Annotated in this window: 22 protein-coding genes; 6 read left to right on the top strand and 16 right to left on the bottom strand. The window is 74.6% G+C overall.

The window, feature by feature from the left end:
* Positions 1-144 precede the first annotated feature (144 nt).
* On the bottom strand, positions 145-1,338 hold the full coding sequence (locus AB0F01_RS27490; protein ID WP_362101124.1) for a PLP-dependent transferase: 1,194 nt from the start codon (positions 1,336-1,338) through the stop codon (positions 145-147).
* A 71-nt stretch (positions 1,339-1,409) separates the two neighbouring features.
* Here AB0F01_RS27490 and AB0F01_RS27485 point away from each other — a divergent pair, with 71 nt between their 5' ends.
* The gene (locus AB0F01_RS27485) at positions 1,410-1,901 is read left to right on the top strand and encodes an Lrp/AsnC family transcriptional regulator (protein ID WP_164337401.1); all 492 of its coding nucleotides are present in this window, start codon (positions 1,410-1,412) and stop codon (positions 1,899-1,901) included.
* A 32-nt stretch (positions 1,902-1,933) separates the two neighbouring features.
* Positions 1,934-3,625 (top strand): DUF885 domain-containing protein, encoded by a 1,692-nt coding sequence (locus tag AB0F01_RS27480; RefSeq protein ID WP_362101121.1) that lies wholly within the window; start codon positions 1,934-1,936, stop codon positions 3,623-3,625.
* Between the two features lie 93 nt (positions 3,626-3,718).
* On the opposite strand, the gene AB0F01_RS27475 is transcribed toward AB0F01_RS27480, so the two are convergent.
* The 5 genes from AB0F01_RS27475 to AB0F01_RS27455 all read right to left on the bottom strand — a co-directional run bounded on the left by AB0F01_RS27475 (position 3,719) and on the right by AB0F01_RS27455 (position 11,110).
* A complete protein-coding gene (locus AB0F01_RS27475) occupies positions 3,719-4,564 on the bottom strand; it encodes an SDR family oxidoreductase (protein ID WP_362101119.1) in 846 nt (281 codons plus the stop codon).
* Between the two features lie 132 nt (positions 4,565-4,696).
* Positions 4,697-5,209: an immunity 21 family protein gene (locus AB0F01_RS27470; protein WP_362101117.1), complete on the bottom strand. Its 513-nt coding sequence runs from the start codon at positions 5,207-5,209 to the stop codon at positions 4,697-4,699.
* A gap of 43 nt (positions 5,210-5,252) precedes the next feature.
* A complete protein-coding gene (locus AB0F01_RS27465; RefSeq protein WP_362101114.1) occupies positions 5,253-8,246 on the bottom strand; it encodes an SMC family ATPase in 2,994 nt (997 codons plus the stop codon).
* Positions 8,243-9,406, bottom strand: coding sequence for an exonuclease SbcCD subunit D (locus AB0F01_RS27460; RefSeq protein WP_362101111.1), 1,164 nt, complete (start codon positions 9,404-9,406; stop codon positions 8,243-8,245). Before AB0F01_RS27460 ends, AB0F01_RS27465 begins: the two co-directional genes overlap by 4 nt.
* A gap of 951 nt (positions 9,407-10,357) precedes the next feature.
* Positions 10,358-11,110 carry a lytic polysaccharide monooxygenase gene (locus AB0F01_RS27455; protein ID WP_362101109.1) on the bottom strand — a complete coding sequence of 251 codons (753 nt, stop codon included), beginning with the start codon at positions 11,108-11,110 and terminating at the stop codon, positions 10,358-10,360.
* 622 nt (positions 11,111-11,732) lie between these two features.
* Here AB0F01_RS27455 and AB0F01_RS27450 point away from each other — a divergent pair.
* A complete protein-coding gene (locus AB0F01_RS27450; RefSeq protein ID WP_362101107.1) occupies positions 11,733-12,161 on the top strand; it encodes a DoxX family protein in 429 nt (142 codons plus the stop codon).
* 481 nt (positions 12,162-12,642) lie between these two features.
* On the opposite strand, the gene AB0F01_RS27445 is transcribed toward AB0F01_RS27450, so the two are convergent.
* The 4 genes from AB0F01_RS27445 to AB0F01_RS27430 all read right to left on the bottom strand — a co-directional run bounded on the left by AB0F01_RS27445 (position 12,643) and on the right by AB0F01_RS27430 (position 16,318).
* Positions 12,643-14,007 (bottom strand): VanZ family protein, encoded by a 1,365-nt coding sequence (locus AB0F01_RS27445; RefSeq protein WP_362101104.1) that lies wholly within the window; start codon positions 14,005-14,007, stop codon positions 12,643-12,645.
* Between the two features lie 249 nt (positions 14,008-14,256).
* Entirely contained in the window at positions 14,257-14,883 is a 627-nt protein-coding gene (locus tag AB0F01_RS27440) for a YigZ family protein (protein ID WP_362101101.1), read from the bottom strand.
* Positions 14,884-14,924: 41 nt separating this feature from the next.
* Entirely contained in the window at positions 14,925-15,464 is a 540-nt protein-coding gene (locus AB0F01_RS27435; RefSeq protein WP_362101098.1) for a histidine phosphatase family protein, read from the bottom strand.
* Positions 15,461-16,318 carry a hypothetical protein gene (locus tag AB0F01_RS27430; protein WP_362101095.1) on the bottom strand — a complete coding sequence of 286 codons (858 nt, stop codon included), beginning with the start codon at positions 16,316-16,318 and terminating at the stop codon, positions 15,461-15,463. Before AB0F01_RS27430 ends, AB0F01_RS27435 begins: the two co-directional genes overlap by 4 nt.
* Positions 16,319-16,613: 295 nt before the next feature.
* Between AB0F01_RS27430 and AB0F01_RS27425 the strand changes: the two genes are divergently transcribed.
* A complete protein-coding gene (locus AB0F01_RS27425; RefSeq protein ID WP_362101092.1) occupies positions 16,614-17,021 on the top strand; it encodes a CoA-binding protein in 408 nt (135 codons plus the stop codon).
* Positions 17,022-17,424: 403 nt separating this feature from the next.
* On the opposite strand, the gene AB0F01_RS27420 is transcribed toward AB0F01_RS27425, so the two are convergent.
* The 3 genes from AB0F01_RS27420 to AB0F01_RS27410 all read right to left on the bottom strand — a co-directional run bounded on the left by AB0F01_RS27420 (position 17,425) and on the right by AB0F01_RS27410 (position 19,578).
* On the bottom strand, positions 17,425-17,982 hold the full coding sequence (locus tag AB0F01_RS27420; protein ID WP_362101089.1) for a YbaK/EbsC family protein: 558 nt from the start codon (positions 17,980-17,982) through the stop codon (positions 17,425-17,427).
* 43 nt (positions 17,983-18,025) lie between these two features.
* Entirely contained in the window at positions 18,026-18,598 is a 573-nt protein-coding gene (locus tag AB0F01_RS27415) for an XRE family transcriptional regulator (RefSeq protein ID WP_362101086.1), read from the bottom strand.
* A 113-nt stretch (positions 18,599-18,711) separates the two neighbouring features.
* Positions 18,712-19,578 (bottom strand): acyltransferase, encoded by an 867-nt coding sequence (locus AB0F01_RS27410; RefSeq protein ID WP_362101083.1) that lies wholly within the window; start codon positions 19,576-19,578, stop codon positions 18,712-18,714.
* 107 nt (positions 19,579-19,685) lie between these two features.
* Between AB0F01_RS27410 and AB0F01_RS27405 the strand changes: the two genes are divergently transcribed.
* Entirely contained in the window at positions 19,686-20,219 is a 534-nt protein-coding gene (locus AB0F01_RS27405) for a gamma carbonic anhydrase family protein (protein WP_362101081.1), read from the top strand.
* Positions 20,220-20,470: 251 nt separating this feature from the next.
* On the opposite strand, the gene AB0F01_RS27400 is transcribed toward AB0F01_RS27405, so the two are convergent.
* A complete protein-coding gene (locus tag AB0F01_RS27400) occupies positions 20,471-22,993 on the bottom strand; it encodes a phosphoketolase family protein (protein ID WP_362101078.1) in 2,523 nt (840 codons plus the stop codon).
* A 550-nt stretch (positions 22,994-23,543) separates the two neighbouring features.
* Positions 23,544-24,470 carry a universal stress protein gene (locus AB0F01_RS27395; RefSeq protein ID WP_362101075.1) on the bottom strand — a complete coding sequence of 309 codons (927 nt, stop codon included), beginning with the start codon at positions 24,468-24,470 and terminating at the stop codon, positions 23,544-23,546.
* A 299-nt stretch (positions 24,471-24,769) separates the two neighbouring features.
* On the opposite strand from AB0F01_RS27395, the gene AB0F01_RS27390 reads away from it, so the two are divergent.
* The gene (locus AB0F01_RS27390; RefSeq protein ID WP_362101073.1) at positions 24,770-25,231 is read left to right on the top strand and encodes a cyclic nucleotide-binding domain-containing protein; all 462 of its coding nucleotides are present in this window, start codon (positions 24,770-24,772) and stop codon (positions 25,229-25,231) included.
* Positions 25,232-25,593: 362 nt separating this feature from the next.
* Here AB0F01_RS27390 and AB0F01_RS27385 read toward each other — a convergent pair whose 3' ends face one another.
* Positions 25,594-26,031, bottom strand: coding sequence for a DUF4442 domain-containing protein (locus AB0F01_RS27385; protein WP_362101135.1), 438 nt, complete (start codon positions 26,029-26,031; stop codon positions 25,594-25,596).
* Between the last annotated feature and the right edge of the window lie 89 nt (positions 26,032-26,120).

The following is a 26,120-nucleotide window of genomic DNA, read 5'->3' as shown; positions in this document are numbered from 1 at the left end:
GCCGCGCACCGCGGCGGCCCGCGGCGGTCGGCCCCCCCCCGCGCCGGACGCCCGCCCCCCGCGGCGGACGGCCGCCCACCGCGGCGGACGGCCCGGCGGAGCGACCGCCGGGCCGTCCGGGTCCCGGTGAGGTGCGCCGGGACGCTACGCCGGCACCTCCGTGCGCACCGGCTCCTCCTGGGCCGGCTCGCGCTCGCCCAGGGCGGCGTCCAGGTCGGCCCACAGGTCGTCGACGTCCTCCAGCCCCACCGAGAGGCGCAGCAGACGGTCACCCACGCCGGCGTCGCGGCGGTCGTCGGCGTCGACGATGCGGTGGCTGATGGAGGCCGGGTGCTGGATGAGCGTGTCCACGCTGCCGAGGCTGACGGCCGGGGTGATCAGCCGGACCCCGGCGATCACCGCGTGCGGGTCGCCGTGCACCTCGAAGGAGACCATCGCCCCGCCGATGGACGGGTAGTGCACCCGGGCCACGCGCGGGTCGGCGGCCAGCCGGCGGACGAGTTCCGCGGCGTTCGCGGACGCGGCCCGTACCCGGACCGGCAGCGTGGACAGTCCGCGCAGCAGCAGGTAGCCCGCGAGCGGGTGCAGCACGCCGCCGGTCGCGAAGCGCACCTGCCGCAGCCGGCCGGCCGTCTCCTCGTCGCAGGCCACCACGCCGGCCAGGACGTCCCCGTGCCCGCCCAGATACTTGGTGGCACTGTGCAGCACCATGCGGGCACCGTGCTCGGCGGGGCGCTGGAGCACCGGAGTGGCGAAGGTGTTGTCGACCAGCAGCGGCACCGAGCCGCAGGCGTGGGCGACGGCCCGCAGGTCGATCTCGGCGAGCGTGGGGTTGGCCGGCGACTCGACGAGCACCAGGCCGGTGTCGGGGCGCAGGGCGTCCGCGACGCCCGCCGGGTCGGTCCAGGTCACCTCGGACCCGAGCAGTCCGGCGGTGAGCAGGTGGTCGCTGCAGCCGTAGAGCGGCCGGACGGCGACGACGTGCCGCAGGCCCATGGCGCCGCGCACCAGCAGGACGGCGGAGAGCGCGGCCATGCCGCTGGCGAAGGCGACGGCGGCCTCGGTGCCCTCCAGGCGGGCCAGGGCGGTCTCGAAGCGGGCGACGGTCGGGTTGCCGAGCCGTCCGTAGACGGGCGGGCCGTCCGGTTCCGCGCCCGTGGTGGCGAACGCGTCGATGCGGGCCGCCTCGGCCCGGCTGTCGTACGAGGGGTAGGTGGTGGACAGGTCGATCGGCGGGGCGTGCAGGCCCTGCCGGGCGAGGTCGTCCCGGCCGGCGTGCACGGCCTCGGTGGCGAGTGCTCTCGGGGTGCCGCGCGTGTGCGCGCTTCGCGTGTCCATGCCCAGGTCCATGGCGGAAGGGTGAACACCGACCGGGCTCCGGGGGCGGCTTCCCGTGCTACGTTCGGCCGGTGGCTGAATCCGTCGTACTGGATCCGGTGGATCTGCACCTGCTGCGGCTGTTGCAGAACGACGCCCGGACGACCTACCGGGACCTCGCCGCGCAGGTCGGGGTCGCGCCGTCGACCTGCCTGGACCGCGTGACCCGGCTGCGCCGTTCCGGCGTGATCCTCGGGCACCGGCTGAAGCTGGATCCCGCCAAGCTGGGCCGAGGGCTCCAGGCCCTGCTGTCCGTGCAGGTCAGACCCCACCGGCGGGAGCTGGTCGGGCCGTTCGTGGAGCGGATCCGGGAACTGCCGGAGTCGCTGACGGTGTTCCACCTGACCGGGCCGGACGACTACCTCGTGCACGTCGCGGTGGCCGACATGACGGATCTGCAGCGTCTCGTCCTGGACGAGTTCACCTCCCGGCGGGAGGTGGCGCGGGTGGAGACCCGGCTGATCTTCCAGCAGTGGGACTGCGGGCCGCTCCTGCCGTCTTCGCCCTCGGCTCAATCGGGGTGACGCGCGGAGGGCGGCGTACCAGGATGGTCCGCATGTCAGAGACCACCCAGAGCCCGCTGCCCCGTCAGGTCGCCGACGCCTACGTCGACGCCCTCGTCGCCCTCGACCCGATCACCGGTACCTACCTGGGCGTCCGGGAGAGTTCCTCCCGGCTGCCCGACCTGTCGCCCGCCGGGCAGGAGGCCCTCGCGGAACTGCAACGCGCCACGCTCGCGCGGCTGGACGAGGCGGAGCGGCGGCCCGGCGCCGACAGCGACATCGAACGGCGGTGCGCCCGGCTGCTGCGCGAGCGGCTCACCGCCGAACTGGCCGTGCACGAGGCCGAGGAAGGTCTCCGCTCGGTGGGCAACCTGGGCACGGTCGCGCAGTCGGTGCGCGAGGTGTTCACGGTGACACCGGCGGACACCGAGGAGGACTGGGCCGCGATCGCCGAGCGGCTGCGCGCCGTACCGGCCGCGCTGGGCGGCTACCGGGAGTCGCTGGCGCTCGGCCTGGAGCGGAAGCTGTACGCGGCGCCGCGGCCGACCGCCACGTTCGTCGGACAGCTCACCGAGTGGTCCGACACGGGTGAGGGCCGCGGCTGGTTCGAGGACTTCGCCGCCGCGGGACCGGACGCCCTGCGCGCGGAACTGGACGAGGCCGGGCGGGCGGCCACCGCCGCCGTGGTGGAGCTGCGGGACTGGATGCGCGACGTGTACGCGCCCGCCGTGGAGGGCGCGCCGAACACGGTGGGCCGGGAGCGCTACGCCCGCTGGGCGCGGTACTTCAACGGCACCGACCTCGACCTGGACGAGGCGTACGCCTACGGCTGGGCCGAGTACCACCGGCTGCTCGGCGAGATGCGGAAGGAGGCCGAGAAGATCCTGCCCGGCGCGGCGACGCCGTGGGTGGCGCTGGCCCACCTCGACGAGCACGGCCGGCACATCGAGGGCGTCGACGAGGTCCGGGACTGGCTCCAGGGGGTGATGGACCGGGCGATCGAGTCCCTCGACGGCACGCACTTCGAACTGGCCGAGCGGGTACGGCGGGTGGAGTCCCGGATCGCCCCGCCGGGCAGCGCGGCGGCGCCGTACTACACGCCCCCGTCGGAGGACTTCTCCCGGCCGGGCCGGACCTGGCTGCCCACCATGGGCCTGGACCGGTTCCCGGTCTACGACCTGGTGTCGACGTGGTACCACGAGGGGGTGCCCGGCCATCACCTCCAGCTGGCGCAGTGGGTGCACGTGGCCGACGACCTCTCCCGCTACCAGGCGTCGATCGGCATGGTCAGCGCCAACGCCGAGGGCTGGGCGCTGTACGCGGAGCGGCTGATGGACGAGCTGGGCTTCCTCACGGACGCGGAGGAGCGGCTGGGCTACCTCGACGCGCAGATGATGCGGGCGGTCCGGGTGATCGTGGACATCGGCATGCACCTGGAGCTGGAGATCCCGGCCGACTCGCCGTTCCACCCGGGTGAGCGCTGGACGCCGGACCTGGCGCAGGAGTTCTTCGGCGCGCACAGCAGCCGCCCGGCGGACTTCGTGGAGAGCGAGCTGACGCGCTACCTGACGATCCCGGGCCAGGCGATCGGCTACAAGCTGGGCGAGCGGGCGTGGCTGCGGGGCCGGGAGAACGCCCGGGCACGCCACGGGGACGCCTTCGACCTGAAGGCGTGGCACATGGCCGCGCTGTCGCAGGGGTCGCTGGGCCTGGACGACCTGGTGGACGAACTGTCCGCGCTGTAGCCGTCCGCAGGTGTGCGTCCGGGCCCGCCCCGTCGCGGGCCCGGACCACTGCCCTGCGCGCCGCTTCAGCCGGCGGCGCGCGGGGCGCCGTCCTCAGCGCCGGAATCCGCCCTCGGAGTCGATGACCTGCCCGGTGATCCACTCCGCCTCGTCGGTGGCCAGCCAGGCCAGGAGGCGGGCGGGGTCGTCGGGCCGGCCCCACCGTCCGCCGGGGAAGCGGGCGGCGACGGCGTCGTGGGCGTCGCCGGTCAGGTAGCCGGTGTCCACCGGGCCCGGGTTGACGGTGTTGACGGTGACCGCGTGGGCGGCGAGCGCGGTGGCCAGGGAGCGGGTGACGGACGCCAGGGCGCCTTTCTGCAGGGCGTAGGCGATCTCGTCCGGCATCCCGCCGGCGATGTCCTGGCCGGAGGTCATCATCAGCACCCGCCCGCCGGGCGTGCGGGGCGGCAGGGCGGCGCGGTGCCGGGCGTGTGCCTGGACCAGGAGCAGGACGGAGCGGGTGTCGACGGCCCAGTGCGCGTCGAGCATCGCGGCGTCGACGGTGTCGAGGTCGCCGTCCGAGCCGCTGAGGGCGTGGTTGGCGACGAGGATGTCGAGTCGTCCGCCGAGTGCCTCGGTGGCGCGGGCGTGCAGGGCGGCGGGGGCCGCCGGGTCGCTGAGGTCGCCGGGCCCCTCGTGCACCGTCGCGTCGGGATCGGCCAGGGCGGCACGGACACCGGCGGCCACCTCCTCGGGCCGGTCGGCGCCCCACGGCTGGGCGGCGTCGTGCGGCACGTGGTGGTGCAGGTAGACACTCGCGCCGTACGCGGCCAGGCGCCGGGCCACCGCGTATCCGATGCCGGCGCGGCGGGCGGCGCCCGTGACCAGGGCGGTGCGACCGAGCAGTGGCAGGGCGTCGCGGCGGAGGGAGGCGGGGTCGGGGTGCGGCAGTCGGGGCATGGTGGCCCATCATGGGGGCCGTCCGGCGCCTGCGCACCCGGATTTCTCCCCCGCGTCAGGTCCGGTACGGGTCCGGGACGGTCCCGAGTCCAGTCCGGGCCGGTTCCGGGCCGGTTCCGGCTCAGTCCCGGGTCAGGACGCCTCGCTCAGCCGGACAAGGGTCAGCCAGGTCTCCGGGCCGGGTCGCACCTGGGCCGCGTGGACCGTGTAGGGGCCGGGCGGCAGGGTGAGCCGCAGGTGGTCGGTGCCGGCGGACCGGGAGCCGGGCCAGGCGGCGTCGAACAGCAGGACCGGGCCGGGCACCCTCCAGTGCACCCCGGGCTCCCAGTCCGCCGTCTCCAGGGCCGCCGGGACGCGGGCCAGGAGGTCGTCCTCGGTGTCGGCGGCGACCCACCGGACGAGGGTGCGGTGCTCGGGCAGGTAGGCGGTGGCGGCCGGTTCGTCGCCCAGGACGAGGGCGGCGCCGTCCCCGACGGGGAGGAGACCGACCGAGTCGTCCACTTCGCAGGCCCGGTCGTAGTCCGAGGCCGCCTCCTCGCCGTCGGCGCCCGTCCAGAACGGCAGCACCGCCTCCGGTACCGCGACGAGCGGCCCGCCGCCCGATTCGACCCAGTGTGCCGTGCCCGGCTCCGCGTAACGCACCATGCGCCGAACCTACAGGCTCAACTCCCTCCCCCGTCACGGGGGTTCAGCCGCCGCCGCGCTGCCGCAGCACCGACCCGGAGCGGGACTTGACGACCTCCAGCTGGGCGTGGATCCGCCGCCGCAGGTCGGCGACGTGGCTGACGATGCCCACGCTGCGGTCACGTTCCCGCAAGGAGTCCAGGACGTCGAGGACCTCGTCGAGGGTCTGGTCGTCCAGGCTGCCGAAGCCCTCGTCGATGAACAAGGTGTCCAGCCGGACGCCGCCCGCCTCGTCGGTGACGACGTCCGCGAGGCCCAGGGCGAGGGCGAGCGAGGCGAAGAACGTCTCGCCGCCGGACAGCGTCGCCGTGTCCCGCTCCCGGCCGGTCCAGGCGTCGACGACATGCAGCCCGAGGCCACTGCGCCCGCGGCCGGCACGGTCGTCGGAGTGGACGAGGGTATAGCGGCCCGACGACATCCGGCGCAGCCGCACGGTCGCGGCGGCGGCCACCTGCTCCAGCCGGGCGGCGAGCACGTACGACTCCAGCCGCATCCTCCGGTCGTTGTCCGCCGAGGTGCCCGCGGTGAGCGTGGCCAGCCGGGCCACCCGGTCGTACTCCTCGCGCAGCGGCGCCAGCCGGCGTGCCCCGTCGGCGCACCGGGCGGAGAGCCGGTCGAGTTCGGCGCAGCGGCGGGCGGCGGCGTCACGCGCGGAGGCCGCCTCGCGCACCCGCCGGTCGGCGTCCTCGGCGGCACGCTGCGCGGCGGCCACGTCGGCCGGCGGTCGTGCGGCGGCAGCGGCGGTACCGGGTTCGGCGAGCACCGCGCGGACGGCGGCCTCCTCGTGCTGCCAGGCGTCGAGCCGTCGTTGCAGCTCCCGGTGGGCGGCGTCGTCGAGGCGGGCGTCGGCGGCGTCCTCGGGGGTGTCGAACCCGGCCCGGTAGGCGGCGTCGGCGAGCCGGGCGTCGGCGTCCTTGAGCCGCTGTGCGGTGTTCTCGGCGGTGCGGGCGGCGTCGGCGGCCTCGGTCAGCCGGGCGACGTCCCGTTCCAGTTCGGCGGCGCGTTCGGTGACGCTGCGCGCGGTGCCCCGGGCCCGGGTCAGCTCCTCCTCCAGCGCGGCCCGTTCCCGGTCCAGGCGTTCGCGGTGGCCCACCCGGGACGCGGCGCGGACCGCGGCCTCCTGGCGGGCGGTGGTGCGCAGCGCGTGTTCGCGTTCCGCGCGGCGCAGCTCCTCCTGGGCGGAGTGCAGCAGGGACGCGGCGTCCCGGGCCTCGGCGTACTCCTCCTCCAGGCGGGCCAGGGCGTCCGCGAGGTCCTCGACGGGGGTGTCGCCGGCCTCGGCGCGGGCGGCGGCCAGGGCCTCGCGGAGCGAGGACAGCGTCCGTTCGTCCTCCGTGTGCCGTTCCTCCGCGGCGCGGCCGGCCGCGAGGGCGCGCTCCTCGGTCTCGCGGTCGACGTGTCCGGCGTCCCTGCGGGCGGGGGCGGGGTGTTCGGTGGCGCCGCAGACGGCGCAGGGGGAACCGTCGGTGAGGTGGGCGGCGAGTTCGGCGGCGATGCCGTCGAGGCGCTGCTCCTTGAGGTCGAGCCAGTGGGCGCGGGCCCGGGTGGCGCGTTCGGCGGAGTCCAGGGCGGTCCGGCGGGCGTCCTCGGTGCGGGCGGCCAGGTCGTCGCGCTGCCGGGCTGCGGTCAGCCGCTGCGCGGCGGCGTCGCGCCGGGCGGCGAGGTCGTCGGCGCGGGCGGCTGCCTGCTGGGCGGTGTCGATGGCCTCGCGGAGTCCGTCGCGGGTGCGTTCCCACTGGGCGAGCCACGCCTCGGCCTCTTCCAGGACGTCCGCGTCGGCGCGCTCCTGGCGGTCCAGGTCGGAGCGTTCGTCGAGGAGTCCGGCGAGGCGCTGCTCGGCCCGGCGGGCGGACTCCAGTCCGCCCCGTTCCTCGGCGGCCCGCCGGGCGGCTGCCGCGAGTCCGGCCGCGCCCGCGTCGGCGAGTGCGGCGGGCAGCAGTGCGCGGGCGCGGGTCTCGGCGGCGGTCGCGCGGCGGTGGTCGGTGTCGGCGGACTCGCGCAGGTCCAGGGCGGCGGCCACCGTCTCCGCCTTGCGGGCGCGCGCCATGCGCGCCTCGTTCTCCCGGTGGCCGGCGGCCCGCTCCTCCAGCCGGGCGGCACGTTCGCGGGCCTCGGCGAACCGCCGTTGCAGCCGGTCCCGTTCGCGAATCTCGTCCAGGGCGTCGGAGGCGGCGGTCCGCGCGGACTCGGCGGCGGCGAGCCGGCAGTGGGCCACGGTGAGCTGTTCGCGCGCGGTGCTGCGGGCGACGGCGGCGGCGCTCAGCACGGCGTCGGCCAGGCCGGGGTCGCCGGGGGCGAGGTCGGGGAGGTCCATGGCGTCGCCGGCGGCCTGCTGCATGCGGTGCGCGTCGGCCAGCAGGGCGGCGTCGCCCTCCCGGACCCGGGCCTCGGTGCCGCGCCGGCGTTCGGCGAGGCGCTTCTCGACCTCGGCGAACCGCCGGGTGTCGAACAGACGCCCGAGGAGCCGGCCGCGGGCTTCGGCGTCGGCGCGCAGGAAGCGCGCGAAGTCGCCCTGCGGCAACAGGACGACCTGGCAGAACTGTTCGCGGCTCATGCCGAGGAGCTGGGTGATCTCCTCGCCGATCTCCTGGTGCGAGCGGCTGAGGTCCTTCCAGGTGCCGCTGACCGGGTCGCGTTCGCTCAACCAGGTCTGGGCCTTGTCGACGGTGGTTCCGGTGCCGCGCTTCTTCGGGCGCTCCCAGGGCGGCTGCCGGGTGACGCGCAGCCGGCGCCCGGCGACGGTGAGTTCGAGGGTGACCTCGGTGCGGGTGCCCGGGTCGGCGTGGTCGCTGCGCAGGCCGATCCCCTGGCCGCTCTGCCGCGCGCCGGGGACCGCGCCGTAGAGCGCGTAGCAGACGGCGTCGAGCACCGACGTCTTCCCGGCGCCGGTGGCGCCGTGCAGGAGGAACAGACCGGCGGCGGAGAGGTCGTCGAAGTCGACGCTCTGGGCGGTGCCGAACGGCCCGAAGGCGGTGATGTCCAGCCGGTGCAGTCTCACCGGGCCACCTCCCCGGCCGCGTCGTCGGCGCGCACCGCGTCGAAGGCGTCCCGCAGCACGGCGCGTTCCCGTGCGTCGGGTCCGGCGCCGCGCACGTGGGCGACGAAGTCCTCGGCGATCTCCTGGTCGTCGCGGCCGGCGAGCCGCCGGGCGTAGGAGACGTCGGGGTCGTCGGGGGCGCGGTCCGGGTCGAAGACGAGGCTGAGGGTGTGCGGGAACCGCTCGGTGATGCGCGCCATCGGGTCGGCCGGGCGGACCGGGTCGGTGAGGGTGGCCTCGACCCACGCCTCCTCGTGCGCCGCGAGCGCGGGATCGGCGAGCAGGTCGTCCAGAGGCCCGCGGATCCTGGCCAGGGGTCGGGGCACCGGGCAGTCGACGCGCTCGGCGGTGACGGCCCCGGCGGCGTCCAGGTCGACGAGCCACATGCTCTTGCGGTGCCCGGCCTCCGAGAAGGAGTACGGCAGCGGCGACCCGGAGTAGCGCACGCGCTCGGTGAGCGTCTGACAGCCGTGCAGGTGGCCGAGCGCCACGTAGTCCACGCCGTCGAAGACCCCGGCGGGCACGGCGGCGACCCCGCCGACCGTGATGTCCCGTTCGCTGTCGCTGGGCCGGCCGCCGGTGACGAAGGCGTGGGCGAGGACGACGCTGCGGGTACCGGCCGGACGGGCCGCGAGGTCGGCGCGGACCTGGTCCATGGCGGCGGACAGCACGGTCTCGTGGGCGGCCTTCGGCACCTGGAACCGCTCCTTCACCAGGGCGGGTTCGAGGTAGGGCAGCCCGTAGAAGGCGACCTCGCCGTGGGCGTCGGACAGCATCACGGGGGTGCCGCAGGCGGACGGGTCGGTGCGCAGGTGGATGCCGGCGCGGCCGAGGAGTCCGGCGCCGACTCCGAGGCGGCGGGCGGAGTCGTGGTTGCCGGAGATCATCACCGTCGGCACGCCGAGATCGGCCAGCCGGTGCAGGGCGTCGTCGAACAGCTCCACCGCGGCGAGCGGCGGCACGGCCCGGTCGTACACGTCCCCGGACACGACCACCGCGTCCACGGCCCGCTCGCGCGCGGTCGCCACCAGGTGGCCGATGAACTCGGCCTGGGCGCCGAGCATGCCGACCCGGTGGAAGGACCGGCCGAGGTGCCAGTCGGACGTGTGCAGGAATCTCACAGCGCGACTCCGACCCGCATGTTTCCCCCTCCTCGGCCCCCGTGGCCGACGCCGGACCGGCACGGTCCGTGGCCGTCGCCGACCACGCCGGCGCCGGTCGGCACCTGATCCGTCACGGGCCTCAGTCTGCCACCCGCGTCGGGCCGCGGACGGCCACGGGGGTCGGCCGGGACGCGACGGTGGTGGTGCGGCCGGGCGACCGCGACAGGTCGGGGAGTGACACGCCGGGCGACGACGGCTCTGTGCCCAGGGGCTGTCGCGCCGGTCCGCGGCCGTCCCGCCGCCGCGTCCCGTCCCGAGACCGGCCGACCGCCCCGTCCGGCCACCGCCCACTGCTGCGCGGGGCTCACCGGGGGCGGCCGTGGTACGGGGCGTGACGGCCACACCGTCGGAAGCGTCGGGCGGGCGGGGGGACACCCGACGTTCGACATTCGTCACCCGACACCCGACACCCGTCGTCCCCGTCCCCGGTCCGCCGGTCCGCCGCTCCGCCGGTCCGCCGGTCTCAGGAGGTCCGGCGGGACCGTTCAGCGGCCCGGCCACAGGTGCGGCGCCGGTCCGGTGAGCGGGCCCGTCGGCTCGACGCCGGTCCGGTGAGCCGTCGGCTCGACGCCGGTCCGGTGGGCGGGCCCGTCGGCTCGGCGCCGGCCCGGTGGGCGGGCCCCGCTGGTCGGGCGCCGGTCCGATACGGCAGCGGGCCGGGGTACGGATCGCCGTGCTCGGCTCCAGGAGCGGGGCCGTTCGGCAGCAGGCCCCGGTCGGTTCACCGCGCTGCCGTCCATGCCCGCATCCGGCGGCACCGGCGGCGCTCGCGGCGCCCGTGAGCGGCCCGGTGCTCTTGAGCACCGGGCCGCTCACCACGGATTCCGCGCCACCGCGGGTCCCGTCCGCCAGGGGTGCCGGACGAGCGGGGTGGGGCGCGGGACGCCCGCGCGCGCCGTCAGGCCGGGATCAGCACGCTCCCAGGTCCTCCCAAACGCCCCACTCACCGGTGGTGCCGGGCTCCTCGCCCGTCACCCACCACTTGGCCCGCCAGGTGTGTCCGCCGTAGGAGACGGTGTCGCCGCCGGTGTACACATTTCCGGCGCTCCAGACCGGCGCGACGCAGTCACCCGGCTCGCCGTCACCGCCGCCGTTGCCACCGCCATCGCCATCGCCATCGCCTCCACCATCGCCACCACCGTTACCCCCGCCGATGTTGACGTCGATGCAGGCGTAGAAGGCGTTGCCGGTGTCCGCCACGTTCCACACGGCCAGCACCTTCTGACGGCCGGTGAAGGACCCGAAGTTCACCTGGTGCCTGACGTCGGCGGGAGGCTGGGCACCACGGCCGTCGAACTCGGCGATCTTCGTGTTGCCGATGTAGTACTGCCAGTTGGCCGTGGAGTGCCGTGCCGTGTGGTGCCAGTCGAAGGTGTGCGTGCTGCCGACCGGTGTCACCCGCCAGCCCTTGGTGTCGTCGTCGAGTTCGGCGAACTGGGCGTTTCCGCCACTGCAACTGCGCAGGCCCTTCGGCCCTTCGACGCTCTGCGGCTCGTACTTGATCTGGCCGCAGTCGACGACGCCCTCGGCGCACTGGTCCTGCCGGCTGCCCGGGTCGGTCACCCAGCCGTGGGCGCTGGCCGTACCGGCCGGGAGACTGATGGCGAGCAGCGGGGCCACCAGCGCTCCGATCGCGAGAGCCGCCTTCTTCTTCGTGTTCATGCCATTCCACTTCCTTCGGTGTCGTCGGGGCAGCCGTTCCGGGGAGCGCGTTCCGCGCCGGCCGGGTGCGCGGGAGCGCCGTGCCGTCACGCCGCCCGGTCAGGTGGGGCGGCCGCGCGCCAGCACCGGCGTCGCGGCGGACACACCGGGCGTGCCACACCTTCCTGCGCACGACGCCCGCCACTCCCCCGCGCACTCGACTCAGGTCTAGACCTTCTCGATTCAGGTCTAGACCTTAGTGACGGATTCGCTCGGGTCAAGGGGTTGAGCAAGGTGAACGGCCAGGCAGGGGGCGTCACTTCGGAGCCAGGCCACCCGAACCGGAACTTCCCGCCCTATTGGTCTAGACAAAAGCCATCGGCATGGTTCACTGTTCGACTGCCACACCGCGGCCGTCCCGCCGATGCCCGTCCCGCCCGGCCGCGATCCGCGCCATGCACCAGCCGACCGGCGCACCGGACGCGCATCCGCCCACGTCCCAGCCCGCGTCTCAGCCCGACGCCCCACCCGCCGGGAACCCGGCGCTCCGGACCAAGGTCCTCGAGCACCCGGGCCAGTCTTCGCCGCCCCCACCGCTACGCAGCCTCCGCGAGAGCGCTGCGCGAGACAGAGGAGACAACCGATGAAAGCGCTGGACAGAAGCAGAGAGCACGTGATCGGACTGTTCCGGATCGTCCTGGGACTGCTGTTCGCCTGTCACGGAGCCGCCACCCTGTTCGACGTCCTGGGCGGTCCGCACGGTGCGAAGCCCGACTTCGCCGCGTGGCCCGGATGGTGGGCCGCCGCCATCCAACTGCTCGGCGGCACACTGGTCCTGTGCGGCCTCGGGACGCGCGCCGCGGCCATCCTCTGCTCCGGATCGATGGCCTACGCCTACTTCGTCGTGCACCAGCCCCATGCGGTCCTCCCCATCGAGAACGGCGGCGAGACAGCCGTCATGTTCTGCTGGTCCTTCCTGCTCATCTCCGCCCTCGGCCCCGGCCGGTGGACGCTGGCCGACCTGCTCATCCACCGGGGAGAGCGACGCGACCGGACGACGGCAACGACGTGACCGCCCCGGGGGCGGCCCTCACGCGGTTTCCGGCCCCCGTTCCGGCTCGGCCGGTGAGGTTTCCGGCGGCCGGACGGAGCCGGCGCCGACGGGGCCGACGGGGCCGACCGTGCCGGTGGGCCGGCGGGGCCGGCAGGCCCGTGAGTCCCAGCCCGATGCGACGAGACGCACGAACGCCGGGCAGAGGATCGACGGGAGGTCCGCGCGCCGCCGGGCCACCCCACCTTTACGGTTACCTGCCACCGCCATGGAGTGCCGGCCGCTGCCGGCCCCGGCGGTGGCAGCGCCTGCCGGCTCCATCGCCCGTGGACGCGGTCCACCGTCCGGCTCTCCGCTTCCGCTCCGGAGGACGAGGATCCGCCGCGACCTCCGCCGCCACCCTCCCCCTCCACGAACCGGGCGCCGTCAGCCACCGGAACCCGTCACGTGCACCCTTGGCGGGCACGGCCGCCAGTTCCTCCTTCTCCCGTGTGCGCGCCCGTCAGGGTGTCACTTCGAGGTGGTGTTCCGCTGTCCGCGGGATGTGTTCCGGTGAGTGCAGTTCACCGGTGGACGCGTCCACGACCGCCGCATAGTGATCCGTCGGCGTCCGGACCGTGAGCAACCAGTGAACCCGCCAATGGCCCTCACGGCGCTGCGCCAGCAGGACTGGCTCTTGTCGATCGCCTCCCTCGAGGCCGCCTGCGAAATGGCGTTCGAACACGGTCCAGGCACGGTCGATCTTCCATCGCACCGGCGGCAGTTCCGGGTCGGGGACGTTCCGGGCGATGAGGTCGGTGAGACGGCCGCCCTTTTCGAGTTGCACATCGAGCCGCATGGGGAGAAGAACCTTCCCTTCCCATTTACGCCAGCTCGCCAGCCATCCCGCGTTCTCGCCGGCGTCCAGGGGAGTGACGGACAACTGCGAGCTCTCGAGCGCCCAGGGCGCATACCGCTCGGCATAAGCCACTGCTGCCCTGCGGGCGTCCGCCGTGGTCGCCACCGGGTTCGGCGCGTCCGGAACCCTGAAGGAATGGCCTTTCTCGACGGCCGAGGGCACGAGATTGACACTGAGCTGATCGTTGTCGGGCCACGTCAGTTCCGCAGAACCCGCACCGGCGTTCTTCTCGGAAGAAAGCGCAGCCACAACGGTCCCGTCGTCTCCCTCTCCATGGGTGAATCGCACGGATTCCACGGAGTAGTGGTCACCGAATGCCGACCGCACCGCCGACGCGATGGCGTTCCGCTGGTCCTGTGAAGCCTCGACGTCACTGACGGTGCGCTCGACCACATGAGGGGATATGCGGAAAAGCCAGGTGGCGGTGATGGCGACAGCGGTGACGCAGCAGGCAAGCACCATGATGCGTACCGTGCGATGCGCCAGCCGCTTTTCCCGGTCCGCGTCGAATCGCGTGAGGATCACGCCGAGGGCTGTACCGGCGAGCACACCGGTGGAGTTCGCCACGAGGTCGGATGTGTCGCACAGTCGCCCCACCACGGAGGCCGATCCCTGCAGCGTCTCGACAGTGGCCGACAGGAGCACTCCCAGCAGCGCGACGAGGGCGGGGCGCCGCGTCGCCATGACGCCGAGAAGGCCGAAGGGGACGAACATCCCGGCGTTGAGGAGCCCTTGACTCCCACGGAACGGTTCGAGGATGTCCTTGTTGACGACACAGACGGCCGAGTCACCGATACCCCCGGTCGTCCATGTGGTCAGCACGACGAGACTGGTCGCCGCGGACACCCACAGGGCAAGGATGCCCGGACGTGACGTGCGGGTGCGCGCCGCACGATAGGTCACGGTCGCCGCAACGACGACGACGAATCCTTCATGCCCTCTGAAAACTGCGGTAAGCACGGGGCTCATCACTCCAGAATGCGGACGTGCCCTGCCTGTCCGGGCAGGGCACGTCCGAGATGAGAACGACTTCTTCTGTGTCCTTCAGCAGGCAGGTGCACCGCTGCAGCGACCGCCCATCGCCTCGCCGGCCGAACGCGCTGTCCACGCGCTCCGCCCCGAAGTGGCCGCGGGGTTGGCTCCGACGCAACGTCTCGTCAAAGGTCACCGCTCATCGCGCGGGGCGGCCACCGATGAGGGCAGCAGGGGGCGCGACGCTCACGCGTCCCCGTACGCCTCCCCGCCGACCTCCAACTGGGCCGTGCCCGCGGTCGCGTCGGCGAGCCAGGCGCGGAAGGCGTCCACGTCGGCGTCCGGCAGACCGACCTCGATGGTGACGTGCTCGCCGTAGCGCACGTCCCGGACGTCGCGGCCGGTGGAGCGCAGGTCGTTCTCGACCTTGCCGGCCCGCTGGTGGTCGACGGTGACGGTGAGCAGGCGGAACCGGCGCCGGGTGAGCGTGCCGATGCTGTCCAGGGCCTCGCCGACGGCGCCGCCGTACGCGCGGATGAGGCCACCGGCGCCCAGTTTGACCCCGCCGTAGTAACGGGTGACGACGGCTACGACGTAGCGCATCTCGCGGCGCAGCAGCATCTGGAGCATGGGGACGCCGGCGGTGCCGCCGGGCTCGCCGTCGTCGCTGGCCTTCTGCACGGAGGCGTCCGCGCCGATGACGTAGGCCCAGCAGTTGTGGGTGGCGTCGGCGTGCTCCTTGCGCACGGCCGCGACGAAGTCCTGCGCCTCCTGCTCGGTGGCCGCCGGGGCGAGGGCGCACAGGAAGCGGGAGCGGTTGATCTCGATCTCGTGCACACCCGCGCGCGCGACGGTGCGGTACTGGTCCTGCATCCGGCCAGCCTATGCGGAGGGCCCCGCCCCGGCCGGACCGGCTACGGCTTGGCTCCCCGGGGGACGGTGAACGAGGTGAGGAGGGCGGACCCGGCGGTCAGGTCGGGCCAGCCGCCGCGCCAGGCCAGGACGGCGATCGCGGAGGTCGGGAACTTGACGCGGACGCGGTCCAGGGTGTCGTCCAGGCCGTCACCGGCCAGGGTGAGGACGAGGTCCTCCAGTCCCGGGTTGTGCCCGATCAGCAGGACGGTGCGGATCTCGTCGGGCACCTCGTGCAGCACGGCGAGGAGTTCCGGCACGCCCGCCATGTACAGGCGCCGGTCGAAGCGGACCGGCGGGGGTGTGCCCCACTGCGCCGACGCCCCCTCCCAGGTCAGGCGGGCGCGGACGGCCGTGGAGCACAAGGCCTGGCCGGGCAGCCGTCCGGCGTCGGCGAGCGCCCGGCCGGCGGCGGGGGCGTCCCTGCGGCCGCGTGCGGAGAGGGGCCGGTCGTGGTCGGCGACGCCGTCCGGCCAGGCGGACTTGGCGTGGCGCAGGACGAAGAGGCGGCGCAGCGGGCCCGCTCCGGATCGTTCGATCATGCCGGTGACCCCAGGTCGCGGGTGAGTTCCAGGCCGAGCAGGCGGTCGGCGTGCGCGAACGTCTCGAACCGGGCGCCGTCCGGCAGGTCGGGCGCGTGCTCCACATCGCGCAGGACGCCGAGCACGCCCACGGTGTCCAGGTCGTTCTCCCAGGCGGACCGCAGCCGGGCGCGCACCGCGTCCGGAACGGGCCGGGAGGGCCTGGACGCCCAGTCGGCGACCGCCCGGCGCCAGTGGGCGAGGGTGCGCGCGGCCCCGGTCACCGCGGCCGGGTCGAGGCGGACGGGGATGTCCCTGGGGTGGGAGACGAGGGCGAGGCGGAGGGCGGCGGGATCGGGGCCGGGGGTGTCGGGCGGAGCGCCGGAACTCGCGGAGGCCGGGGCGGCCGGGGCGGCCGGGGCCGCCGGACCCTCGGTGCCGCCGGTGCCGGCCGGGTCCTCAGGGCCGCGCGTGCCGGCCGGGTCGTCGGGCCTGGTCAGGATTGCCGAGCCGTCGGCCACGGCAGCCGCCACGGCGACCCGCGCTCCGTCGGGTTCGGCGCCGTCCTCCCGCACCACGTGCAGGATCCGGGCCTCGCCGAGGCCGGGATCCGGCTGCCGGTCCTCCTCGAACGGGCGTACCCCCAGGGCGGCGGCCGCGGCCCGCAGCTCCGGGCGGCCCCGGTCGGCGCGCAGCAGCGCCCACACCGGCGTGCCGCCGAGCTCCAGGGCACGGACGAGCAGGTCGGCGACGACCAGCACCCGCAGGGCGGTGGCGTCGAACCCCTCGGTGTGGGCCTCGACCCGGGTCAGGCCCCGCCGGACGGGGGCGGCGTCGACGAGGTGGCCGGTTCGGGCGTCGGTGATGCGCAGCACGAGGCGAGCGTAGGCGTGCCGGCGAGAAGACGCAGGTCTCTCGCGCACTTTCGGGGCCGGGCCGCGTGACCGGTGGGTTGCGGGTGGGAGCGGTCGGCTGCCGCCTGCTGCCCCTCGGAATGCCGCACGGGGTGGGGCCGTGGGCGGTTCTCGGCGGATCAGGGACGGTCGCGGTCCCGTCGGTGACCGCGCCGGGCGGCAGGGGGAATCAGCCGGCGGCCCGAAGTGTTCCGCCGGTGGAGGGGTACCCCCTGTCACCCTCGATTCCGATCCCCCGATCCCCCGGAGGTCCGCGGTGTACGGCGACGACGCAACCGTCCGCAAGATTCTGACCGAACTCGGCGACACGTGGGCCGTGGTGGGCCTGTCGTCCAACCGCGGCCGCGCCGCGTACGGCGTCGCGCAGGTGCTGCAGCGGTTCGGCAAGCGGATCGTGCCCGTCCACCCGAAGGCCGAGACGGTGCATGGCGAGCAGGGCTACGCCTCCCTGGCCGACATCCCCTTCGAGGTCGACGTCGTGGACGTGTTCGTCAACAGCGACCTGGCCGGCGCGGTGGCCGACGAGGCGGTCACCAAGGGCGCCCGTGCCGTGTGGTTCCAGCTCGGTGTCGTCGACGAGGCGGCCTTCGAGCGGACCCGTGCGGCAGGTCTGGACATGGTGATGGACCGCTGCCCCGCGATCGAGATCCCCCGGCTGCGCTGAGTCGCCGAGTCCGCGCCACCTTCACCCGGCACCCGGGTCCGCAGGTGCTACGCCGCCCGCCCGTCCCCGGGCGGGCGCGTCCGCGCCGCTCCCGCATCTCCGCACCCTCGCGCCACCGCCTTCCGGCACACCTCAGCGCCGGCCCGGTCCGGCCGGGGCTAATCCCGTCGGTGCGGTCCGGTCCGGACCACAGTGACCCGATGGGGCATCCCTCCGGAGGACCGGAGGACCGGAGGACCGGAGGACCGGAGGACCGGAGGACTGACGAGGCGTCATCAGCGGATCCATCCGCAGCTCTTGCTCGTCACCGCCGCTGCCGCGTGCGCGGAGCAGTACCCGGGGACGACGGCGCGCCACTGCTCCGCCCTGACTCCCTGACTCCCTGGCTTCCTGCCCCCCTGACTCAGGAGATGCCGAGCCCCTCCACCACGGCGGCGTTCGGGAGTTCCGCGAGGGCCTTGCCCGGCACCAGAAGCTTGCCGCGGCGGCGCCCGCTGCCGACGAGCACGTACGGCAGGTCGGCCACGGCGGCGTCCACCAGCACCGGCCAGTCGTCGGGGAGGCCGAGGGGCGTGATGCCGCCGTACTCCATGCCGGTCTCGCCGGTCGCGGTCTCCATCGGCGCGAAGGACGCCTTGCGGGCGCCGAGCCGGCGGCGCACCACGCCGTTGACGTCGGCGCGGGTCGTGGACAGCACCACGCAGGCGGCGAGCGTCGTCTCCCCGCCCCGCTTGCCGGCCACCACCACGCAGTTAGCGGACCGTTCGAGCAGGTCCCGGCCGTAGTGCTCGACGAAGACGGCGGTGTCGGCCCAGCGCGGGTCGGTGTCGACGTGGAGGATCTGCTCGGCGGGGACGCTGCCGGTCCAGTTCCGCACGGCGGCGGCGACCGGGGCGGTGAGGTCGTCGAGGCACTCGGTGACGGGCGTGGCGTGGTCGAAGTCTCCGATGGGTGCGCGCATGGCGGCACGGTAACAGCGCCAGGGCCGCGGTCGGAGGGGTGTCTCAGGGCACGGGCGGCACGGACACCGTCATGATCATCTCCATCGGCACGTCGCCCCGGTTGCCGTAGGTGTGCGGGGTGCTCGCCTCGAAGGAGGCGCTGGCCCCGCTGGGCACCCGGTGGTCGTCGCCGTCGACGGTCAGGGTCAGCTCGCCGGCCGTGACGTGCACCAGTTCGACGGTGCCGACGGGGTGCGGGTCGGAGTCACTGGACTCGCCCGGCATCAGCCGCCAGTCCCACATCTCCAGCGGGCCGGGCGCCTCGGTGCCGGCCAGCAGCCGGCTGTGACTGCCGGCCTCGGTGTGCCAGAGGCGTACGGCCTGGTCGGCCGGGACGACGCGGACCGTCGGGCCCCGCTCGTAGTCGAGCAGCGTGGGGACGCTGACCCCGAGGGCGTCACCGATCTTGACGATGGTGCCGATGCTCGGATTGGTGCGGGCCTGCTCGATCTGGATGAGCATCCCGCGGCTCACCCCGGCCCGCGCGGCGAGGGTGTCGAGGGTGAAACCCCGCTCGGTCCGCCACCGCTTGAGGTTGCGCCCCAGGGACCGCGTCAGCAGCTCGAGGTCAGACACTGTCCGCTCGTTCCCGTCCGTTCCCGACTGTTCCCGTCCGTTGCCGTCGTTGCCGTCGTTGCCGTCCGATGCGGTCAGAATAGGCGACCTCCGGACGCCCGCCGCCGACGGCGTCAGCCCTCCAGCTCCAGCTGGGCGGCCCTGCCCGCACCGTCCGGGCTCCCCGGCCCGGTGGGCTCCGGGTCCGGCTCCCCGGGCTGCCGCCCGGCCGCGGCGGCTCCCGTCGCGGCCGGCTCCGCGAGGGCGGCCACGCTCCGCTCGTCCAGCAGGGACAGCGCGCGCAGCTGCCCGGGGGTGACGCCCTCCGGGATGGGGACCGGCGCGGGCGTGCGCAGCGGCGGCTGCCAGCCCTCCTCGGGCGTCCAGCGGCGCACGACGCGGGCCGGGGCGCCCGCGACCACGGCGTGGTCGGGCACCTCGCCGCGCACCACCGCGCCCGCGGCCACCACGACGTTCCGTCCCAGGCGGGCGCCCGGCAGGATCACCGCGCCGGTGCCGATCCAGCAGCCGGGGCCGATCTCGACCGGTTCCATCCGCGGCCACTGCTTGCCGATGGGCTCGTGCGGGTCGTCGTAGGAGTGGTTGGTGGAGGTGACGTAGACGTACGGGCCGAAGTAGCAGTCGCTGCCGATGCCGACCGTGGTGTCGGCGATGATGTGGCTGCCGCGGCCGAGGACGACGCCGTCGCCGATGCGCAGGATCGGCTCGGGGCCGAGGTCGAGGTCGGGCATGAGCCCCGCGGTGAGGGTGACCTGCTCGCCGACGATGCAGTGCGCGCCGAGGTGGATCCAGGGCTCGCCGAACACGGTGCCGAGGGGGAAGGCCAGCCGGGTGCCGGTGCCGAGGGCGCCGAAGCGGAAGCGGCCGGGGTGTTCCGCCGTCACCGAGCCGGTGCGCTGTGCCCAGGCCCAGCCCGCGTGGACCGCCCGCTGCGCGAGGCGGCGCGGCCAGGACGAGAACGTGTTCCTGCTTTTCGGCACGCGCTCACCGTAGTCCGCGTGCGGGCCGGCGGGGGCCCGGGAGACCTGTGATCTTCACCCCAACGGGATGGCGTACGGTGCCCTGCATCACGTGAGCGGGAGGCGACATGAAGCACAGGCCGCTGATCATCGGCATCGGCGACAAGGAACCGGATGTGCACGACGAGGCGTTCGTGGCGCCGACGGCGAGTGTGATCGGTGACGTGACGCTGCACGAGAAGGCGAGCGTCTGGTACGGGGCGGTGCTCCGCGGGGACGTGGAGCGCATCACGGTCGGCGCGCACAGCAACATCCAGGACAACTGCACCCTCCACGCGGACCCGGGCTTCCCCGTCACCGTGGGCGAGCGGGTGTCCGTCGGGCACAACGCGGTGGTCCACGGCGCGACGGTCGGGGACGACTGCCTGGTGGGCATGGGCGCCACCGTCCTCAACGGCGCGGTGATCGGCGAGGGGTCCCTCGTCGCCGCGCAGGCGCTGGTGCCGCAGGGCATGCAGGTCCCGCCGGGCTCCCTGGTGGCGGGGGTTCCGGCGAAGGTCCGGCGGGAGCTGACCGCGGAGGAGCGCGCCGGACTCACGCTCAACGGCACCATGTACACCGAGCTGGCGAAGGCCCACGAGGAGCAGGTGTACGGGTTGTAGCGCGGGCCTCCCGTCGGGCTCCTGGAGAGGGGGCCCGGCCGAGCGCCGGTTCCGGCACGGCCGAGGGCCGGTTCCGGCGCGGCCGTGCCCCCGGTTCTGCGGCCGTGCCGTGCCGTCCCGAGGCCTGTCGCCGTGCCACCCCGAGGCGGTCGCCGTGCCGTCCCGAGGCCGGTCGCCGTGTGCCGGCCCGGGCCGGTGGCCGTGCGTCTGCCGGTTCAGGCGGCCCTGCGGCGGCACGGGCGGAAGCCGGTTCAGGCGGCCCCGGTCCAGGTCCACTCCGCGACCTCGGGCAGGTCGGTGCCGTGTTCCCGGATCCACGTGTGGTGCCGGGTGCGGGCGTCGGCCATCCGCTGGCGGAGGGCGGCGGCGCGGACCGCGAGGCCGGGCACGCGGTCGATGACGTCCATGACGAGCCGGTAGCGGTCGAGATCGTTGCGGACCACCATGTCGAACGGCGTCGTCGTGGTGCCCGCCTCCTTGTAGCCGCGCACGTGGAGGTGGTGGTGGCCGGTGCGCCGGTAGGCGAGGCGGTGGATCAGCCAGGGATAGCCGTGGTAGGCGAAGATCACCGGCTTGTCGGTGGTGAACAGGCCGTCGTACTCGAAGTCGGTCATGCCGTGCGGGTGTTCCTCGCGGGGCAGCAGCCGGGCGAGGTCGACGACGTTGACGACGCGGACCGCGAGTTCCGGCAGGTGCCGGCGGAGCAGGTGCGCGGCGGCCAGCACCTCCTGGGTCGGCACGTCACCGGCGCAGGCCAGGACGACGTCGGGCTCGGTGCCGTTCTCGGTGCCCGCCCAGTCCCAGATGCCGGCGCCGCGGGCGCAGTGCACGCGGGCCTCGTCCATGGTCAGCCAGTCGAAGCAGGGCTGCTTGCCCGCGACGACGACGTTGACGTAGTCGCGGCTGCGCAGCGCGTGGTCGGCGACCGACAGCAGGGTGTTGGCGTCCGGCGGCAGGTAGACCCGGACGACCTCGGGGCTCTTGTTGAGCACGTGGTCGACGAAGCCGGGGTCCTGGTGCGAGAAGCCGTTGTGGTCCTGCCGCCACACGTGCGAGGTGAGCAGGTAGTTCAGTGAGGGCACGGGCGCGCGCCAGGTCAGGCGGCGGGCGGTGCGCAGCCACTTGATGTGCTGGTTGACCATGGAGTCGACGATGTGCACGAACGCCTCGTAGCAGGAGAACAGCCCGTGCCGGCCGGTGAGCAGGTAACCCTCCAGCCAGCCCTGGCAGAGGTGTTCGGAGAGGACCTCCATCACCCGGCCGTGCCGGTCGAGGTCCTCGTCGACGTCGAGGGTCCGCGCCTGCCACGCCTTGCCGCTGGCACCGTAGACCGCCTGGAGCCGGTTGGACGCCGTCTCGTCGGGACCCACCAGGCGGAAGTCGCGGCGCCCGGCGGTGTCCGCCATGACCTGCTCCAGGAAGTCGCCGAGCACCCGCGTGGGCTCGTGCACGCTGCCGCCCGGTTTCTCGACGGGCACCGCGAACGCGTCGAGGGACGGCAGCGGCAGGGCACGGGTGAGCAGCCCGCCGTTGGCGTGCGGGGTCGAGCCCAGGCGCCGGGCACCCTCCGGGAGGCAGGCCAGGACGTCCGGGACGGGGCGCCCCTCGGCGTCGAACAGCTCGTCCGGCCGGTAGGACTTCAGCCACGCCTCCAACTGCCGCAGGTGGTCGGGGTTGTCGCGGACGCCGGACAGCGGGACCTGGTGGGAGCGCCAGGTGTTCTCCACCGGCTTGCCGTCGACCTCGGCGGGCCCGGTCCAGCCCTTCGGGGTGCGCAGCACGATCACCGGCCAGCGCACCCGCTCCGTCGCGCCGTCCTCGCGGGCGGCCCGCTGCGCCTCGGCAATCCGGTCCAGCGCGCTGTCCAGGGCGGCGGCCATCGCCCGGTGGACGGCGGCCGGTTCGTCCCCGCCGACGTGGATCGGGTCGTGCCCGTACCCGCGCAGCAGCTCGTCGAGTTCGTCCTCGGGAAGGCGGGCGAGCAGGGTCGGGTTGGCGATCTTGTAGCCGTTGAGGTGCAGGATCGGCAGGACGGCACCGTCGTGGACCGGGTCGAGGAACTTGTTGGAGTGCCAGGAGGCGGCCAGCGGCCCGGTCTCCGCCTCCCCGTCCCCGATCACGCAGGCCACCAGCAGGCCGGGGTTGTCGAAGGCGGCGCCGTAGGCGTGGGCGAGGGAGTAGCCGAGTTCGCCGCCCTCGTGGATCGAGCCGGGCACCTCCGGGGCCACGTGGCTGGGGACGCCGCCCGGGAAGGAGAACTGCCGGAAGAGCCGTTCCATGCCGTCCCCGTCGCGGCCGACGTCGGGGTACGTCTCGCTGTAGCTGCCCTCCAGCCAGGAGTTCGCCAGCACGGAGGGGCCTCCGTGACCGGGCCCCCAGATGCACAGGGCGTCCGTGCCCCGCTGCGCGATCACGCGGTTGAGGTGCGTGTACACCAGGTTCAGCCCCGGGGAGGTACCCCAGTGGCCGAGCAGCCGTGGCTTGATGTGCTCCGGCCGAAGGGGCTCGGTGAGCAGGGGGTTGGCGAGCAGGTAGATCTGGCCCGCGGCCAGGTAGTTGGCGGCCCGCCAGTGGGCGTCCAGGGTGCGCAGTTCCTCGTCGCTCAGTACGGTCCGGTGGTCCTGGCCCTGATGCTGGTTCGGGTCCTGATACCGGCCCTGGCTCTGGTCCTGACCTTGACTCTGATCCTGGTTCTGGTCCCGGTACTGGTTCTGGCCCTGGTGCTGGTCCCGGTTCTGGTCCTGACCCTGGCTCTGGTCCTGGTGCTCGGGCATCGGTCGCTCTCCCTAGGTGGTCGGCAGGACGGTCGGGCGGGTGAAGCGGGCGCGGGCGGGGCCCGCCACGCCTCCGTACGGACACCTCGGTACCTCGGGCGGCCGTACCTCGGGCGGCCGTGACGGATGCGTCGGTCGCGGGTGCGGCCGTGACGGATGCGTCCATGAGAGGTGCGTCCGTCGCGGGTCCGTCCCTGACGGATGCGTGCGTGCCGGGTACCCGGCCTTCCGGGGCGGAGTACCAGCGTCCTGCGTTCCCCTGCTCCCCGCGTGCGGGACGGCGCTGCCTGGCGCAATCACCCCACCAGAACGGCGGGCCGACGGCGGGCGGGACGGGCAGCGGACGGTCGAGGCGCGCAGCGGACGGTCGAGGCGGGCAGGCGCGGACGGACAGGGGCGGACGGACAGGGCGGGTGCGGACGGACGGCGGCTGCCCGCCCGGACGCGAGCCGCAGCGCCCGGTGCCTCGCCCCGCACCGGGCGTGAGGCACCGGACCGCACCGAGCCGGAAGCGACGGGCCCGGCACGTGGCCTGTGTCGGGCCCAGGGGTCACTCGTGCGCGACGACGGCGACGGGGGCCACCGCGTGGTGCAGCACGGCGTGGGTGAGGGCACCGATCCGTCCCCCGAACGGGCCGCGCCGGACCCGGCGGCCGACGACGACGAGGCTCGCCCCGCGCGACGCCTCGACCAGACGGACCGAAGGGCTGCCGCCGATCGGCTCCTCCTCGACCTCCACCTGCGGGTACCGCTCCCGCCACGGCCGCAGCGCCTTCGTCAGCGCCTCCGCCTCGGCGGCGGCGACCTCGTCGTACAGCTCGGGGTCGGCCGGCAGTCCGTGGACGTAGTAGGGCGGCAGGTTCCAGCCGTGCACCGCGTGCAGGCCGGTGCCGCGCCGGGCGGCCTCCTCGAAGGCGAACCCGATCACCGCGTCCTCCGGCCGGGCGGCGTCCACGCCGAGGAGGACCGGGCGGTAGCGGGTGGCGGCCGAGGGGATGCCGACGGGGTCCGGCTCATGCTCGTCGGCGGCCTGCTCACCGGCCCGGACCAGGACCACGGGCCGTTCCGTCCGGGCGACGACACCGAGGCCGACCGACCCGACCAGGAAGCCGCCGACCGGGCCGAGCCCCCGGGAGCCGAGCACCAGCAGGTCGGCGTCGGCCGATGCCTCGACGAGCACGTCGACCGCGCGGCCGTCCGCCTGCTCGGCGACCACCTCGATGCCGGTGTGCCGCAGCCGCAACCCTTCGGCCGCCTCCTCCAGCACGCTCCACCGACCGCCGCCGCTGCCGGTCGGCGCCGGATCCGAGGCCGGGGCCCTGCCGGGGAGCGCGGGGAAGCGGGCCTCCGGCTCGGGCTCCCGGACGTGCAGCACACGCAGCGGCAGACCGCGCAGCCTCGCCTCACGGGCCGCCCACTCGGCCGCGGCCCTGCTCTCGGGCGAGCCGTCGAGGCCGACCGTGATGGTGGGGGACATGGTGTACCTCCTGCTGAGCGGTGATCGTCTTCAGCCTCCTTCACCCGCCCCCGGGCGGCAAGGGCCACAGGTCCCTCGTCGGCCCAGAGGCCCGACCACTGCCGGAGGCATGGGCCACGCCTGCAGAGACGGGGCAACCAGGAGGGACGCGGCACGGCTGGAGGCGTGGGGCGCATCCCCGGTCCCGTGTCAGGAGGGGCCGTCCGGCCCATGGACGGGCCGTGGTCACGGGCGGACGCTGGAGTGGCAGCACAGACACCGCCGAAGTCGGCGCAGTGGAAGCCCCCGGGAGGCCCGCCATGTTCGCTCCCCCGTCCCCCAGCATGCCGCGCGCCCTGCCCGCCGAGCAGCGGGCGCGGTTGCTCAGCACCGCCCGCGAGGTGTCCTTCCCGCAGGGCGCCCGACTGTTCGAGGAGGGCGGACGGGCGGACCGGTTCTGGGTGGTCCGCACCGGCACCGTGGAACTCGACATGCGGGTGCCGGGCCGTCGCCCCGCGGTCATCGAGCGCCTCGGGCACAACGAACTGATCGGCTGGTCCTGGCTGTTCACCCCGCACGTGTGGCACCTGGGCGCCGAGGCGGCCACCCCGGTACGGGCGCACGAATTCGACGCCGCGTCGGTGCTCGCGCTCTGCCGGGAGGACGCCGGTCTCGGCCGGGACCTCACCCAGTGGGTCGGCAACGTGGTCGCCCACCGGCTGCACGCCGCCCGCGTCCGGCTCCTCGACCTGTACGGCCCCTACGGAGCGGGCACGGTCTGAGCCGGAGCCGGACGGGCGGACAGGCGGACCCGTGGACGGGCGGACAGGCGGACGCCACCGGCACACCCCCCCGGCTCGCACGCCGGCGCTCACCCCGGCGGGTGCGACTGCACACACTCCGGCACGCACTCCCGGCGGGCGCCCCGGCGGGCACCCCCGACGACCCGGCCGCCACCGACCGAGCCGACCAGACCGACAGGCGACCAGACCGACAGAGGCCGGACCCGCGAAGGCCAGACCGCGGAAGCCGACGAGACCAGCCGGACAGGCCGGATAGGCCGGACAGGCCGGACGCCCCGGACGCCCACCCGAGCAGGCCGGAGCGAGCCGGGTGACACGGCCGGCCGGACGTCGGTGGCCGGTCAGCCGTTGGGCCGGAGGGTCCACACGACGGTCATCTCACCGGTCACGTCACCGTCCTCCCGCCGGATGGCGACCGCGACGGGGAACTCCGGGCGCTGTCCGGCGTCGAGTTCCGCGACGACCTCGGCGGCGGGGCGTCCCAGCGTCGCGGTGGCGGTGACGGTGCCCATCGCGAGCTTGCGGTAGGCGATCTCGGCGCGGACCGCGAGCGGCACGGCACGGGCGAGCTGGTCCCCGAAGGCGGCGAGCACGATCGCGCCGCTCGCGGACTCGCCGAGCGTGAACATCGCACCGGCGTGCGGGCCGCCGACGTGGTTGTGGTACTCGCCCTGGTCGGGCAGGGTCACCACGGCTCGTTCCGGTGTGGTCTCGATGAACCGGAGGTTGAGGGTCCGGGCCATCGGAACGGTGGCGGCGAGCATCTCGCCGACGGACATCTGGTCTGCGCTCATGGCCGCAGGTTACCCGCGAGTAGGGCAGGTCGCCACAGCCGTCCGCGTCCGCGTGGCCGGCAGTTGCTACGTCC

Origin of the sequence: Streptomyces sp. NPDC029526, from assembly GCF_040637405.1 — a bacterium.
In the GTDB taxonomy this organism is placed as follows: Bacteria; Actinomycetota; Actinomycetes; order Streptomycetales; family Streptomycetaceae; genus Streptomyces.
The sequence above is the reverse complement of the archived record's forward strand: the minus strand, read 5'-3'. Positions and strand labels throughout refer to the sequence as shown.